At 66.1% G+C, this 15,581-nt stretch carries 12 protein-coding genes; 9 read left to right on the forward strand and 3 right to left on the reverse strand.

From position 1 onward, the window contains the following. Positions 1–157: 157 nt before the first annotated feature. Positions 158–751, reverse strand: coding sequence for a hypothetical protein (locus BMY71_RS13195; protein ID WP_011501380.1), 594 nt, complete (start codon positions 749–751; stop codon positions 158–160). A gap of 144 nt (positions 752–895) precedes the next feature. Between BMY71_RS13195 and polA the strand changes: the two genes are divergently transcribed. From polA to BMY71_RS13210, 3 genes are all read left to right on the forward strand, one after another. Next, entirely contained in the window at positions 896–3,997 is a 3,102-nt protein-coding gene (gene polA, locus BMY71_RS13200) for a DNA polymerase I (RefSeq protein WP_092684306.1), read from the forward strand. A 321-nt stretch (positions 3,998–4,318) separates the two neighbouring features. Continuing rightward, on the forward strand, positions 4,319–4,882 hold the full coding sequence (gene pyrE, locus BMY71_RS13205) for an orotate phosphoribosyltransferase (protein ID WP_011501378.1): 564 nt from the start codon (positions 4,319–4,321) through the stop codon (positions 4,880–4,882). Between the two features lie 95 nt (positions 4,883–4,977). After that, the gene (locus tag BMY71_RS13210; protein ID WP_092684308.1) at positions 4,978–5,781 is read left to right on the forward strand and encodes a DUF2865 domain-containing protein; all 804 of its coding nucleotides are present in this window, start codon (positions 4,978–4,980) and stop codon (positions 5,779–5,781) included. A gap of 147 nt (positions 5,782–5,928) precedes the next feature. On the opposite strand, the gene BMY71_RS13215 is transcribed toward BMY71_RS13210, so the two are convergent. Next, the gene (locus BMY71_RS13215) at positions 5,929–6,360 is read right to left on the reverse strand and encodes a hypothetical protein (protein WP_041805140.1); all 432 of its coding nucleotides are present in this window, start codon (positions 6,358–6,360) and stop codon (positions 5,929–5,931) included. Positions 6,361–6,536: 176 nt separating this feature from the next. On the opposite strand from BMY71_RS13215, the gene BMY71_RS24410 reads away from it, so the two are divergent. The 5 genes from BMY71_RS24410 to BMY71_RS13235 all read left to right on the forward strand — a co-directional run bounded on the left by BMY71_RS24410 (position 6,537) and on the right by BMY71_RS13235 (position 13,306). Then, the gene (locus tag BMY71_RS24410; RefSeq protein WP_139202639.1) at positions 6,537–6,752 is read left to right on the forward strand and encodes a hypothetical protein; all 216 of its coding nucleotides are present in this window, start codon (positions 6,537–6,539) and stop codon (positions 6,750–6,752) included. Positions 6,753–6,761: 9 nt separating this feature from the next. Continuing rightward, on the forward strand, positions 6,762–9,278 hold the full coding sequence (locus BMY71_RS13220; RefSeq protein WP_011501375.1) for a glycogen/starch/alpha-glucan phosphorylase: 2,517 nt from the start codon (positions 6,762–6,764) through the stop codon (positions 9,276–9,278). 358 nt (positions 9,279–9,636) lie between these two features. Then, on the forward strand, positions 9,637–10,470 hold the full coding sequence (locus BMY71_RS13225; RefSeq protein WP_041805139.1) for an acyl-CoA thioesterase: 834 nt from the start codon (positions 9,637–9,639) through the stop codon (positions 10,468–10,470). A gap of 37 nt (positions 10,471–10,507) precedes the next feature. Continuing rightward, a complete protein-coding gene (rocF, locus tag BMY71_RS13230; protein ID WP_092684310.1) occupies positions 10,508–11,494 on the forward strand; it encodes an arginase in 987 nt (328 codons plus the stop codon). Between the two features lie 189 nt (positions 11,495–11,683). Beyond that, positions 11,684–13,306 (forward strand): ABC-F family ATP-binding cassette domain-containing protein, encoded by a 1,623-nt coding sequence (locus BMY71_RS13235; protein WP_092684312.1) that lies wholly within the window; start codon positions 11,684–11,686, stop codon positions 13,304–13,306. Positions 13,307–13,499: 193 nt separating this feature from the next. Here the strand turns inward: BMY71_RS13235 and BMY71_RS13240 are convergent, their stop codons facing one another. After that, positions 13,500–14,693: a DUF2125 domain-containing protein gene (locus BMY71_RS13240; RefSeq protein WP_092684314.1), complete on the reverse strand. Its 1,194-nt coding sequence runs from the start codon at positions 14,691–14,693 to the stop codon at positions 13,500–13,502. A gap of 160 nt (positions 14,694–14,853) precedes the next feature. Here BMY71_RS13240 and BMY71_RS13245 point away from each other — a divergent pair, with 160 nt between their 5' ends. Next, positions 14,854–15,432 (forward strand): gamma-glutamylcyclotransferase, encoded by a 579-nt coding sequence (locus BMY71_RS13245; protein WP_011501370.1) that lies wholly within the window; start codon positions 14,854–14,856, stop codon positions 15,430–15,432. Positions 15,433–15,581 lie beyond the last annotated feature (149 nt).

The following is a 15,581-nucleotide window of genomic DNA, read 5'->3' on the forward strand; positions in this document are numbered from 1 at the left end:
CGCGCGAGCCCGGAATCCATAACCACTGCCGGGAGTATGGATTCCGGGCCTGCGCGCAAGCGCATCCCGGAATGGCAAAGCGGTGGTGCTATTCGAATGGCCGGGGTTCAGCTCCGGCCATTCGCTTTTACGGAATGTCAGGCCGCAGCCGCACCGCTCACCCGACGCGCTCGATCTTCACCCTGTCATGTACCTGATCGATCTTCGCCCGATAGGCTTCGGCGTCGCCGAAATCGGCGAAGCCCTGATAGTGCGGGTGCGGGCCGAGCACGCGGCGGGCGTGTTTGACCGGGCACCAATAAGCTTCGGTTCGCCCCGCGACCTCGCGCGCGAACGCGATCACGCCGTTGCCATAGGAGCAATAGGCGCAATTGATTTTCTCGATCAGGTTGAGATAGGCGAGGTGATGCCGGTCGAACACCAGATAATCACGGCGGCGCACTTTGGGGATCTTGTAGATCGGAAAGCAGATCGCCTGATACGCCATCACGCCGAGGTCGAGCAGCACGAACGGCACGATCAGCGCATAGATCACGGGCGCGGTGAGAACGATCCAGGGATTGGCGTCACGGATATATTGCGACAACGTGGTCTTGATCGCGCTGTGCAACCGCTCGACGCCCTGCTCGAACACGATCCTGCGATTTTCCAGATGCCAGCGCAGGGCTTCGCCGCGCTTGGCCAGTTCGACCTCGATCTCGGCCTCGACCGCGCGCAGTCTCTCCATCAGGTCGTCGAGGGGCGAGGGCATCGGGATTCCTTTCGGGTGCGACGGGCCAACCACCGGCGCACGGAACAACAGCCCACGCAACCGGATTCCCGGCGCTCTGCAAAATTCGCCGCCGCTCGCATCCGGCAGGGTGTCAAAAGCCGCAAAACGCCTTAAGTTGCGGCCATGCCGAAATCCCCTTCGAAAGCCGCCGCGACGCCAGCCGCCGCCACCTCCCCTGCCCCGATCGCCGGCAAGGCGCCGGGCAAGGGGGATCACATCTTCCTGGTCGACGGATCGTCCTACATCTTCCGCGCCTATCACGCGCTGCCGCCGCTGAGCCGCAAATCCGACGGGTTGCAGGTCAACGCCGTGCTCGGCTTCTGCAACATGCTGTGGAAGCTGTTGCGCGACATGCCGCCGGACAACCGGCCGACGCATCTGGCGATCATCTTCGACAAGTCGGAAGCGACGTTCCGCAACGAAATGTATCCCGCCTACAAGGCGCATCGGCCGCCGGCGCCCGACGACCTGATCCCGCAATTCGCGCTGATCCGCGAGGCGGTGCGCGCGTTCGATCTGCCCTGTCTGGAACAGTCCGGCTTCGAAGCCGATGATTTGATCGCCACCTATGTGCGCGAGGCCTGCGAGGCGGGCGCGACAGCCACCATCGTGTCGTCCGACAAGGACCTGATGCAGCTCGTGACCGACTGCGTCACGATGTACGACACCATGAAGGACCGCCGCATCGGCGTTGCCGAAGTGATCGAGAAATTCGGCGTGCCGCCGGATAAAGTCGTCGAGGTCCAGGCGCTGGCCGGCGACAGCGTCGACAACGTGCCGGGCGTGCCCGGCATCGGCATCAAGACCGCGGCGCAATTGATTACCGAATACGGCGATCTCGAAACCTTGCTGGCGCGCGCCTCCGAGATCAAGCAGCCGAAGCGGCGCGAGGCGCTCATCGAGAACGCCGAGAAGGCGCGGATCTCGCGAAAGCTCGTCTTGCTCGATGATCACGTCAAACTCGACGTGCCGCTCGACGAGCTCGCGGTGCACGAGCCCGATGCGCGAAAGCTGATCTCGTTTCTCAAGGCGATGGAATTCACCACGCTGACACGGCGGGTCGCCGACTACGCGCAGATCGATCCGTCGGATGTCGAGGCGGAAGCCGCGCTGAAGTCTTCACCTCTCCCGCTTGCGGGGGAGGTCGGCGCGCGTAGCGCGACGGGTGGGGGCACTGCCGCAAGCGGGGACCTGTTTTCGGAGCAAGTGCCCTCACCCCAGCCCTCTCCCGCAGGCGGGAGAGGGAGCGCGCAGCAATCGGGGGAAGGTGGTGCGCTGAACGCCGGGCGTGGGCGCGACGGCAGGCCGGGCGAGGTTCTGTCGCCGCAGATCCTCGCCGCCAGGCGCGCCGAGACCGCGCGAAAAATTCCGGTCGATCGCACCGCATACAAGACGATCCGGACGCTCGACGAATTGCACGGCTGGATCGCACGCATCCACGACGCAGGCTTCGTCGCGGTCGACGCCATCGCGACCTCGATCGATCCGATGCAGGCGGAGCTTTGCGGCATTGCCCTGGCGCTGGCGCCGAATGATGCGGCCTACATCCCGCTCGGCCATCGTCAGACCGGCGACGGAAGCGGCCTGTTCGCCGCGGGACTCGCGCCCGACCAGCTCGGCGCGCGCGAGGCGCTGGATGCCTTGAAGCCGCTGCTGGAATCCGCCGGCCTCGCCAAGATCGGCTTCAACATCAAGTTCACCGCAGTGTTGCTGGCGCAGCACGGCATCACGTTGCGCAACATCGACGATCTGCAGCTGATGTCCTACGCGCTCGACGCCGGCCGCGGCAGCCACGGACTCGATGCGCTGAGCGAGAGCAATCTCGGCCACACCCTGCACGCGCTCGGCGAACTCACCGGCAGCGGCAAGGCAAAGATCGGTTTCGATCAGGTGCCGATCGAGCGCGCCACCGAATATGCGGGCGAGCGCGCCGACGTGGCGCTGCGGCTCTGGCGGGTGCTGAAGCCGCGGCTGGTCGCCGAGCGGATGATGGCGGTTTACGAGACGCTGGAGCGGCCATTGGTCGGCGTGCTGGCGCGGATGGAACGGCGCGGCATCTCGATCGATCGAAGCGTGCTGTCGCGGCTGTCGGCCGATTTCGCCCAGACCGCGGCGCGGATCGAAGCGGAGATTCGCGAACTCGCCGGCGAAGACATCAACATCGGCAGCCCGAAGCAGCTCGGCGACATCCTGTTCGGCAAGATGGGGCTGCCGGGCGGCAGCAAGACCAAGACCGGCGCATGGTCGACCTCGGCGCAGGTGCTCGACGAACTCGCCGAACAGGGCCACGAATTTCCAAGGAAGATTCTCGACTGGCGGCAGGTGAGCAAGCTGCGCTCGACCTACACCGACGCGCTGCCGAACTACGTGCATCCGCAGACGCAACGGGTCCACACCACTTACGCGCTCGCCGCCACCACCACCGGCCGGCTGTCGTCGAACGAGCCGAATTTGCAGAACATCCCGGTGCGCACCGAGGACGGCCGCAAGATTCGCCGCGCCTTCATCGCATCGCCGGGCTACAAACTGGTGTCGGCGGACTACTCGCAGATCGAGCTACGATTGCTGTCCGAGGTCGCCGAGGTGCCGGCGCTGCGCAAGGCGTTCCAGGACGGCATCGACATCCACGCCATGACCGCGTCGGAAATGTTCGGCGTGCCGGTCGAGGGCATGCCGTCGGAGATCCGCCGCCGCGCCAAGGCGATCAATTTCGGCATCATCTACGGCATCTCGGCGTTCGGCCTCGCCAACCAGCTCGGCATCCCGCGCGAGGAGGCCGGCGCCTATATCAAGCGCTACTTCGAGCGCTTCCCCGGCATCCGCGCCTATATGGACGAGACCCGCGATTTCTGCCGGGCCCACGGCTATGTCGAGACGCTGTTCGGCCGCAAATGTCACTACCCGGACATCAAGGCGTCGAACCCGTCGATCCGTGCCTTCAACGAACGCGCCGCGATCAACGCCCGGCTGCAGGGCTCCGCCGCCGACATCATCCGCCGCGCCATGGTGCGGATGGAGGACGCGCTGGCGGAGAAGAAGCTCAGCGCGCAGATGCTGCTGCAGGTCCACGACGAACTGATCTTCGAAGTGCCCGACGACGAGGTCGCCGCGACGCTGCCGGTGGTCCGGCACGTGATGCAGGACGCGCCGTTCCCGGCGGTGCTGCTCAACGTGCCGCTGCAGGTCGACGCCCGCGCCGCGGACAATTGGGACGAGGCGCATTGAGCTTCCGCTTGATGCCTCTCGTCGCCGCCGCCTCTCGACGCGCACAGAGTACCCCCTCTCCCGCTTGCGAGAGAGGGCCGGGGTGAGGGCGAGCCGAGCACTGAGTCAGCAATCCGTTGAAAGTCAGCTTCCCCCACCCGGATCGCTGACGCGATCCGACCTCCCCCGCAAGCGGGAGAGGTTGCGCCCTGCCGGTTGCGGGGCTTGCATCGGAGAGCTACGCGAGGCCCCTCCCTCAACCGCGAATACCGCCACCGCGCCGCTGGCTTCGCTCGCGGCCGGCGGCTAGATTGCGGCCGGTCAACCTCAGAGAGTCCGCCCGTGTCCAAATCCGCGTCCCGCGCCCGCCTTGCCGACATCATCCGCAACCGCTCATTCGGCCGCGGCGAGATCACGCTGGCCTCCGGCCGCAAGAGCGATTTCTATTTCAATCTGAAGCCGACGATGCTCGATCCCGAGGGCGCGGCGCTGCTGGCGGAACTGACCTACGAGGCGCTGCGCGACGAACAGGTCGATTTCATCGGCGGGCTGGAAATGGGCGCGGTGCCTCTAGCCGGCGCGATCGCGCAATTGTCGTGGCTGAAGAACCATCCGATCGCGGCGTTCTTCGTGCGCAAGAAGCCGAAGGAGCACGGGGCAAAGCTCGCAATCGAAGGGCTGGCGAAAGGCGAGAGCCTCGCCGGCAAGCGCTGCGTCATCGTCGAGGACGTCACCACCACCGGCGGCTCGGCGATCAAGGCGGTCGAAGCGGTACGTGAGTCCGGCGCGGAGATCGTGCTGGTGCTGACCATGGTGGACCGCGAGGAAGGCGCTACCGAAGCCTTCGCCGAAGCCGGGCTGCCATTCCGCTCGCTGTACAAGGCCAGCGAGTTTCTTAATCGCTGACGCGGAGCACCCGCAGAAACCGCGCGTTTACCATCCCGCACTAAAGTGACCGGTGTCGCGGCTTTGCCGCACGATCGCGTCGGGTGGAGTGAGCGTTGCGTCAAGTGTTTGAAATGCTGCGCCTTCAGCGCTCAGCCGCGCTCGCCGCGGCGCTATTTGTCGGGACCCCGGTGGCGCTGATCCCGGCGCCCGCCTCCGCGCAGAACATCCTCGAAATGCTGTTCGGCGGCGCCGGCCCGCAGCGGCCGCAACAGCGCAGCGCGCCGGCGCAGGCGAGTTTCTTTGCCGATCCGTTCGGACTCAATCAGCAGGCGGCACCGCCGCCGGCGCCGCGTCAGGTCGCCTCGGGCGGCGGGCCTGCGTTCTGTGTCCGCAGCTGCGACGGCAAGTATTTTCCGCTGCAGGCGCGCGGCGGCGCGACGCCAGCGCAGATGTGTCAGGCGTTCTGCCCGGCCGGCAACGCCAAGGTGTATTACGGCAGCCATATCGACAGCGCGACGGCGAGCAACGGCCAGCGCTATGCCGACAGCGAAAACGCCTTCGCCTATCGCAAGGCGCTGAAGGCCGACTGCACCTGCAACGGCCGCAACCCGGCCGGCCTCGCGCCGGTCGATCTGTCGCTCGACACCTCGCTGCGCCCCGGCGACATCGTCGCCACCGCGACCGGGCTCGCCGCCTATAATGGCGTCCGCCTCGGCGCCGAGCAGACCCCCGATTTCACCCCGGTCGCCGATTATCCCGGGTTGACCACGCAGATTCGCGCCCGGCTCGGCGAGATGAAAGTTGCGCCGGTCAATGCCGAACTGATCGCCGAACAAGTGCCGGTGGTCGCCCACGACGTCTCGCTGCCGATCGCCTCGCCGAAGCCCGTGCAGGGCCGGCGTGCGGCGGTAGACTGAGCGCAGACTTTCACCGCGTCATTTCGGGGCGCTCGCAAAGCGAGCAAACCCGGAATCTCGAAGTTCAGACATCCAGAGCATCTCGGGATTCCGGGTTCGCGAGCTGCGCTCGCGCCCCGGAATGACGCGCGTGTTGCAGACGGGCGCTCAGCGCCCGACAATGACGCCGATCACATTGGACGCGGCGAGGTAGGTCTCTTCGATCCTGGCACGCGCCGCGGCGCGGTTCTCCGGCGTCAGCAGGCCGCGCTTTTCAGCGAGGATCATCCAGCAATAGCCCCACCAGTCGGTCAGCATCCCGCTGTCGTCGACGAGATCATAGCCATGCTCGGCCGCGAAGATCCGCGCGGTGGCTTCGTCCAGCGTGTCGAGCCAGGCCAGATCGTCCGCGTCGAACATCTGGTCGCAGAGGTCGTCCGGTGAATAGCCCCAGATCGACAGGCAGACCGCGTTGAATTCACGGTCGAGCTGGTCGTCGTCGATCCACTGCCGCCGCGCGAGCTGATGCAGTCGCGACAGCGACCGCGCGAAATCGGCAATCCGGGTCAGAGCCATCTGATCGAAGGCGATTGTGGACATGTAGTCCTCGCAAGCTGGGACAAACCATAGATATTGTAGCGCCACGCGCCGAATCATCATGATATATCAACAGCTTGTAAATTTGTTCTTAATTTGTTCTATTTCCAAAAATCCGCGCGGCTGTCGCAGCGAGATCGACGCGGCGAGCCGGAAGTCGCACGGCTGCGGCGATCACAATGACGATCACATTGGCACTCGCCGCGCTCATCACCGCGCCGCGTCATCATCCGGACGGCAATCTGTGCAACGAAGCAGCCGCGCTTGGTCGGCAAGAGATCGCCAAAACGCGAGTTTTGCACAAAACCAAGGCATCGCGCCGCAACGATGCACTCGTCATGGGTTTCGGACCCGCGCTATTGTTTGTATGTTCGGAACTTACAAAGCCCTTATAGGATCATCATTTGCCAGTGCAGTCCGTGTTCGAGAAGCTTCAGCAACAACAGCCGCCGATCGATGAGCTGGCGCTCTCCGAGATCAAGAGTGCCATTCTGGCGAAGCTGACGCTTGTGATCGGCAAGGCGGCGACGCAGGCGACCAAGCACGACTGGTACAAAGCCTCGGCGCTGGCGCTGCGCGACCGCATCGTGCACCGCTGGCTTGTTTCGGAAAAGGAGAGCTACGACGCCGGCCGCAAGCGGGTGTATTACCTCTCGCTGGAGTTCCTGATCGGCCGGCTGTTCACCGATGCACTGAACAATATGGGCCTGCTCGCGCAGTACGCCGCTGCGCTCGGCGACCTCGGCGTCGGCCTCAACGATCTGCGCAAATGCGAGCCCGACGCGGCGCTGGGCAATGGCGGCCTCGGCCGGCTTGCCGCCTGCTTCATGGAAAGCATGGCGACGCTGGAGATCCCGGCCTTCGGCTACGGCATCCGCTACGATTACGGCCTGTTCCGGCAGATCATCAATCATGGCTGGCAGCAGGAATTCCCGGACGAGTGGCTGTCTTTCGGCAACCCCTGGGAGCTGCAGCGGCCCGAGGTCGTTTATCAGGTGAAGTTCGGCGGCAGCGTCGAGCAAGTCACCGACGCCAAGGGGCTGACGCGGGCGGTGTGGACACCGGTCGAAACGGTGCAGGCGATGGCGTACGACACGCCGATCGTCGGCTGGCGCGGCGAGCACGTCAATGCGCTGCGGCTTTGGTCGGCGCGAGCGCCCGATCCGATGCTGATCGACGTGTTCAACACCGGCGACTATCTCGGCGCCACCGCCCACGAGGCGCGCGCCGAGGCGATCTGCAAATTCCTCTATCCTAACGACGAGAGCGCCGCCGGCCGCGAATTACGGCTGCGGCAGGAGTATTTCTTCGTCTCCGCCTCGCTGCAGGATCTGATCCAGCGGCATCTCGACTCCGACGGGCAGATCCGCAGCCTCGCCAAGAGGGCTGCGATCCAGCTCAACGACACCCATCCGAGTCTCGCCGTTACCGAGCTGATGCGGCTATTGGTCGACGTCCATCATTTGCGCTGGGACGACGCCTGGCAGATCACAATTGCGACGCTCAGCTACACCAACCACACGCTGCTGCCGGAGGCGCTGGAGACCTGGCCGCTCGACCTGTTCGAGCGCACGCTTCCACGGCATCTCCAGATCATCTACCGCATCAACGAGGCGCATCTCGCGCTCGCCGAGGTGCGCTGCCCCGGCGACATCGAGTTCCGCGCGTCGGTGTCGCTGATCGACGAGAGAGGCGGGCGCCGCGTCCGGATGGGCCACCTCGCCTTCATCGGCTCGCACCGGATCAACGGCGTGTCGGCGATGCATTCCGACCTGATGCAAGAGACCGTGTTTCACGATCTCAATCATCTCTATCCCGGCCGCATCACCAACAAGACCAACGGCATCACCTTCCGGCGCTGGCTGACGCTGGCGAATCCGGGGCTGACCAATCTGGTGCGCGCGGCCTGCGGCGACGAGGTGCTCGACGATCCGACCCAGCTGCAGCGCCTCGAGGCGTTCGCCGGCGACAGCGCGTTCCAGCAGCAGTTCCGTTCGGTCAAGCACCGCAACAAGATCGCGCTGGCGCGGCTGATCAGCGAGCGCAACGGCGTCCGGATCGATCCGGGCGCGCTTTTCGACGTGCAGATCAAGCGCATCCACGAATACAAGCGGCAACTGCTCAACGTGCTCGAGACCGTGGCGCTGTATCACGCGATCAAGGACGAGCCGAACCGCGACTGGGTGCCGCGGGTCAAGATCTTCGCCGGCAAGGCGGCGGCGAGCTACCGCTACGCCAAGCTGATCATCAAGCTGATCAACGACATCGCCGAGGTGATCAACAACGACGAATCGATCGGCGGCAAGCTGAAGGTGGTGTTCCTCGCCGACTACAATGTCAGCCTCGCCGAAGTGATCATCCCCGCCGCCGATCTGTCGGAACAGATCTCGACCGCCGGCATGGAAGCCTCGGGCACCGGCAACATGAAGCTGGCGCTCAACGGCGCGCTGACGATCGGCACGCTGGACGGCGCCAATATCGAAATCCGTGATCACGTCGGCGCGGAGAACATCGCGATCTTCGGCATGGAAGCGCTCGAAGTGGTGGCGCGGCGCGCCCAGGGGCTCGACGCCAACGACGTCGTCAGCCGCTCGCCGCAACTCGCCCGCGCCATCCGCGCGATCGACGCCGGCGCGTTCTCACCCGACGATCCGGCGCGGTTCGCCTCGGTCGCGCACGCGCTGCGGCATCTCGACCACTATATGGTCAGCGCCGATTTCGACAGCTACTACGAAGCCCAGCGCGGCATCGACGCGCGCTGGCGCGCCGGCTCCGCTTGGACCCGCGCCGGCATCCTCAACGTCGCGCGAATGGCATGGTTCTCCTCGGACCGCACCATCCGCGAATACGCCGAGGACATCTGGGACGTGCCCACCCGCCACGCGACGCAGCCCTCGCCGGCACGGCGCGCGAAGGGATAGCAGGAACGCTTTTGGTTGAGGAGCGCGGGGCTTGCAGCCGCGCTCACGTCATCGGACAGCGCAACCTCCCGCTTGCGGGGGAGGTCGGATCGCGCGGCGATCCGGGAGGGGAAGCGCTCTCGCAGCATCGCCGGGTCAGTGCTCGGCTCGCCCTCACCCCAACCGTCTCCCGTAAGCGGGAGAGGGAGCAGAAGGCGCGCGCATTTTACATCGATGCTTCCCAGCCAAGCGGAGGGGAGCATCGCGACAGCCACTCGCCCATCACATGATGATCGACAGCCATTGCGCTGACCCGCGGCGCGGGGCAAGTTGCGCTGGGCAGAGCCGGACAAGACCAATAAGAAACAAGGGAGAGACCATGGACGCCAAGGTAGAGCATCAGCCGCATCCGTTCGACGCCGCGACGCAGGTCGAATGCACCGACGGGCGCTGGCGCGGGGCGACCAGCGACGACTATCACGCCTTCGTCGGCCAGTTCGGCGGCGCCACAACGGCGACGCTGCTGCGGGCGCTGATGGCGCATCCCGACCGCGCCGGCGATCCGTTGGCGCTGACTGTGAATTTTTGCGCGCCGGTTTCGAACGGCGCATTCGATCTCGCGCCGCGGCTGGTGAAGGCAACGCGCTCGACCCAGCACTGGTCGATCGACCTCACGCAGCCCGATGTCGGCGTCGCCGCGTTCGGCACCGCCGTGTTCGCGCAGCGCCGCGAGACCTGGTCGCACCAGCCGGCCGAGAAGCCGCAGACCTCCCATTACGAAGACACGCCGGTGTATTCGAGGGCCGGCGTTGCCGCCGCCTGGATCCGCCAGTTCGAATTTCGCTTCGCCGAGAATGCACCGAATTTCGGCGGCGCGCCGCATCCGGAGCCGGCGAGCCCGCATACAAAAGCGTGGATCGGCCACAGCGTACCGCGGGTGATCGATTTGATCTCGCTGTCGGCGATCGCGGATGCGTTCTTTGCGCGGATCTTCCACGTCCGCGGCGAATTGCTGCCGATCGGAACGGTGTCGATGACGACGTATTTCCACGTCGACGCGGCCGACCTTGCGACCGAGGCCACGACCGCGGTGCTCGGCGTCGCGGACGCCAACGTTTTTCACAAGAGTTTCAGCGACCAGACCGGGGAACTCTGGTCGGCCAGCGGGCGTTTGCTGGCGACCACGCATCAGATCACCTATTTCAAGGCCTGATCGATCCGTCCCCGCCTCTCTCCGAAAAGGCGCCGCTATGACGCCGTCCGGTTCCGTGCTCCCGACTGATGTCCCGCGCCGCGTCGCGCTGCTCGGGGTGCCGATCGAAATCGGCGCCGGGCTGCGGGGCACGCTGATGGGCCCCGCAGCGCTGCGCACCGCCGGCATCGGCCGGCTGCTGGAACAGCTTCGCATCGAGGCCGAGGACCATGGCGACATGACCCGGCCTCAACGCGACCGTGGCAACGATCCGACGCCGGCCAACGCCAATTTCTACGGCGAGGTGCGGAGCTGGGTCGGCGCGATCTCGGCGCGGGCCTACGAACTGGCGCAATCCGGCGCGGTGCCGCTGTTCATGGGCGGCGATCACAGCCTGTCGATGGGCTCGGTCAACGGCGTCGCGCGCTACTGGCAGACGCAAGGCAAGCCGCTGTTCGTGCTGTGGCTCGACGCCCATGCCGACTACAACACGCCAACGACGACGCTGACCGCCAACATGCACGGCATGTCGGCGGCGTTCCTGTGCGGCGAGCCCGGACTCGACGATCTGCTCGGCGACGAGCCGCGGGTGTCGATCCCCTCCGGCCGGCTCGATCTGTTCGGCATCCGCTCGATCGACCCGCTCGAGAAGGAGCTGGTGCGCGCGCGGGCGATCCCGGTGGTCGATATGCGCGCGATCGACGAATTCGGCGTCGGCGTGCTGATCCGCCGGGTGATCGACCGCGTCCGCGCCGCGGGCGGCGTGCTGCATCTGTCGTTCGACGTCGACTTCCTCGACCCCGCCGTTGCGCCGGGCGTCGGCACCACGGTGCCGGGCGGCGCGACCTATCGGGAGGCGCATCTGATCATGGAGCTGCTGCACGATTCCGGCCTGGTGCGCTCGCTCGACGTGGTCGAGCTCAACCCGTTCCTCGACGAACGCGGCCGCACCGCCCGGGTCGCGGTGGAATTGATCGGCAGCCTGTTCGGGATGCAGATCACCGACCGCCAGACCCCCAGCAACGCGCTGCTGCCGGGCGAATAGCCTCCCCAACCGTCATTCCGGGGCGCGCGCAGCGCGAACCCGGAATCCTAAACGGGCAGAGCATCTCGGGATTCCGGGTTCGCTTGCTGCGCAAGCGCCCCGGAATGACGGCGTGGAGAGTTATCCCTATCTGGCGCATCTGGCGGGTTTCGGCTAAACGCGCCGCAGCATTTGCAGCCCTGTGAGCCCATGATCCGTCTCGACAACATCTCCAAGCAGAACGGCCACCAGATCCTCTACATCGAAGCCTCGGCAACGCTGTTGCGCGGCGAGAAGATCGGCCTGGTCGGCCCCAACGGCTCCGGCAAGACCACGCTGTTCCGGATGATCAAGGGCACCGAGACGCCCGACGAGGGCCAGGTCTCGGTCGATCGCGGCCTGACCATCGGCTATTTCAGCCAGGATGTCGGCGAAATGGCCGGCCGCAGTGCCGTCGCCGAGGTGATGGAGGGCGCAGGCCCCGTCAGCGAGGTCGCCGCCGAGCTGAAGGAGCTCGAGCACGCACTGGCCGATCCCGACCGCGCCGACGAGATGGAGCAGATCCTCGAGCGCTACGGCGAGGTGCAGCATCGTTTCGAGGAACTCGACGGCTATGCACTGGAAGGCCGCGCCCGCGAGGTCCTCGCCGGCCTGTCGTTCAGCCAGGAGATGATGGACGGCGACGTCGGCAAGCTGTCCGGCGGCTGGAAGATGCGCGTGGCGCTGGCCCGCATCCTGTTGATGCGCCCCGACGTGATGCTGCTCGACGAGCCGTCCAACCATCTCGACATCGAAAGCCTGATCTGGCTCGAGCAATTCCTGCGCGGCTTCGAAGGCGCGCTGCTGATGACTTCGCACGATCGCGAATTCATGAACCGCATCGTCAACAAGATCATCGAAATCGACGCCGGCACGCTGACCAGCTACTCCGGCGATTATGAGTTTTACGAACAGCAGCGCGCCCTCGCCGACAAGCAGCAGCAGGCGCAGTTCGAGCGCCAGCAGGCGATGCTCGCCAAGGAAGTCGCCTTCATCGAGCGCTTCAAGGCGCGCGCCTCACACGCCGCGCAAGTGCAGAGCCGGGTCAAGAAGCTGGAGAAGATCGACAAGGTCGAGCCGCCGCGCCGCCGCCAGACCATCGCGTTCGACTTCCTGCCGGCGCCGCGCTCCGGCGAGGACGTCGTCAGCCTCAAGCGCGTCGCCAAGCGCTACGGCAGCCGCGTGATCTATGACGGGCTCGATTTCCAGATCCAGCGCCGCGAACGCTGGTGCGTGATGGGCATCAACGGCGCCGGCAAGTCGACGCTGCTGAAGCTGGTGACCGGTTCGACCGCGCCCGACGAGGGCAGCGTGGCGCTCGGCGGCAGCGTCAAGATGGGCTATTTCGCCCAGCACGCGATGGACCTGATCGACGGCGAACTCACCGTGTTCGAATCGCTCGAAGAATGGTTTCCGCAGGCCGGGCAAGGCAGCCTGCGCGCGCTTGCCGGCTGCTTCGGCTTCTCCGGCGACGACGTCGAGAAGAAATGCCGCGTGCTGTCGGGCGGCGAAAAGGCGCGGCTGGTGATGGCCAAGATGCTGTACGACCCGCCGAACTTCCTGGTGCTCGACGAGCCGACCAACCATCTCGACATCGCCACCAAGGAAATGCTGATCAAGGCGCTCGCCGAATTCGAGGGCACCATGCTGTTCGTGTCGCACGACCGGCACTTTCTCGGCGCGCTGTCGAACCGCGTTCTAGAGCTGACGCCCGAGGGCATCCACAAATACGGCGGCGGCTACACGGAGTATGTCGCCCGCACCGGACACGAGGCGCCGGGGCTGCATAGTTAGCGAACGCAAGGCGGCGCGTCTGTTACCTCTCCCGCTTGCGGGAGAGGTCGGATCGCGCAGCGATCCGGGTGAGGGAACTCCGCTCCGCGATTCGCTGATTCACTGCCTGGGGCGCCCTCACCCCGGCCCTCTCCCGCAAGCGGGAGAGGGGGCAGGCTGCGGGACGCGGTGACGCTTACTTCAACAGGCCGCCTCAGAACAGCGGCTTGGTCTGCGCGATCTTGAGCGGGCCCAGCATCACCGCGCCGTCGATAAAGCGCAGCGGGAAGGCGCGGGCGGGGCGACCTTCCAATACGGCTTCCTGGCCGAGTGCGTTGATGCCGGCGGCGACGCCGACATTGGCGTTCTGACGGACCACCTTGCCGAGGCCGGGAATCGCGCGATCGAGCGCGCCGAGGACATTGGCGACGTCCCCGGCACGGACGCCGGGCGCGACACGGTCGAGCGTCGATTGCGGCACGCCTTGCTCCAGCATCTTGTCGATGCCGAGCTTGGGAATGACCTTGTCGAGGCCCGCGACCACCATCTGCAATTCGCCGTCGACATTGCCGGCGGGCGTCAGCCCGAGCGAGCCAGTCGCGGTCGCGATCATCTCGCCTTGCTGGATACGCGCCTCTTTGAAGTCGATCCGGCCACCGGCGGCCTGGATGTCACGGAAGCGCTCCGGCCAGGGCTTGGCGCGGAAATCCTTCAGCCCGCTCAGCAGCAACCGCAGATGCGCGTCGAACGGATCGGCGAGCAGCGGATGCACGTCCTGGACGCTGGCACCCTCGAGCTTCAGATCCGTCTCGATCTGCGGCTGGTCCGGCGCCGGCCCCTCGATCTGGCGCGCGTGCATCTCGGCGTGGCGAGCCCGGGCCAGCGGGAGCTGGGTTGCGCCGCTGATGCGGTCGAGCGCCGGCGCATCGAACACCAGCGCAATGCGCTGCGGCGGTCCGGGCAAACCAACGACGCTGCTGCGCGCGGCGGTCCAGTTCAGCAACATCGACCGGGGCTGGCCGCGATCCGCAAAAGTCGCCGGCCCCTTGAATTCGGCGATCAGCAGACGCGGATCGTAGATCTGCGACACCACCAAAATCTCGCCGAGCTTCGCCGTCACCGGCGTCTGGCTCGCCGCCTGCCCGGCGGTCTGCGAGGTCAGCTCGACGCGGGCATTGGCGCAGCGCACTTCCAGCCGGAACGGATAGCCTGCGACCGAGCGATCGCCGCAATCGAACACGCGCCCGGCGGCCGCCTCGCGCGCGCGCCAAGCGTCGACGATGCGGTCGACCTGGGCGGCGGAAAAGAACCAGAACCCGGTCCAGCCGATCGCAGCGACCAGCAGCAAGGTCGGCATCAGCAACAGCGGCCACAGCCGGCGGCGATAAGGAAGCGTGAGATCTGTCATCGAAGCCCGTTTAGAGGGAGAAACCGAAAAAGTGAAATCCGGACCGGCTCGCCGCACGCGTCATGTCGAGACCGCAGGCGGGGGAAGCGCCAAAACCCTCACATTTTGCTGTCCGATGCGGTAAGGACTGAATTTGTCATTTGCACGATACCCGGCCGTCATGTCCGCCAAAACCCTGAGCGATTCCGAGTTGGCCGAAGGCGATTTGTGGGTGTTCGGCTATGGCTCGCTGATGTGGAGCCCCGGCTTCGCCTTCGTCGAGCAGGCGCCGGCACGGCTGATCGGCGAGCACCGGGCGCTGTGCGTCTATTCCTTCGTCCACCGCGGCACGCCCGAACACCCGGGCCTGGTGCTGGGGCTCGACCGCGGCGGCGCCTGCCGCGGCATCGCCTTTCGGGTCGCCGAAGAGCACCGGATGCAGACGGTGGCGTATTTGCGCGAACGTGAACAGGTCACCAGCGTGTATCGCGAGGTCAAGCGCTCGGTCTGGCTCGAGGATGACGCCCGCAGGCGGGTCAGCGCGATGGCCTATGTGGTGGATCGCGGCCACGCGCAATATGCCGGCCGCCTGACGCCGGCCGAGCAGCTTCGCCTGGTGCGGCAAGGTCACGGCCGCTCGGGCGCGAACCGCGACTATGTGCTGGCGACGGTCCGCTCCCTTGAAGCGCAGGGCTGCCGCGACCCGCAATTGCACCGACTTGCCGAGGGACTGCGCGACGAGACCCCGCCGCAGCGCTAGGTTCGCAACCGGCACTGCGCAACCTCTGCCACTTGCGGGGGAGGTCGGATCGCGCCAGCGATCCGGGTGGGGAAAGCATCTCCGAACAACGCTGACTCAGGGCTCGGTTCGCCCTCACCCCAGCCCGCTCCCGGAGAGGCAGCAGGCTG

The organism is Rhodopseudomonas pseudopalustris (assembly GCF_900110435.1).
GTDB lineage: Bacteria > Pseudomonadota > Alphaproteobacteria > Rhizobiales > Xanthobacteraceae > Rhodopseudomonas > Rhodopseudomonas pseudopalustris.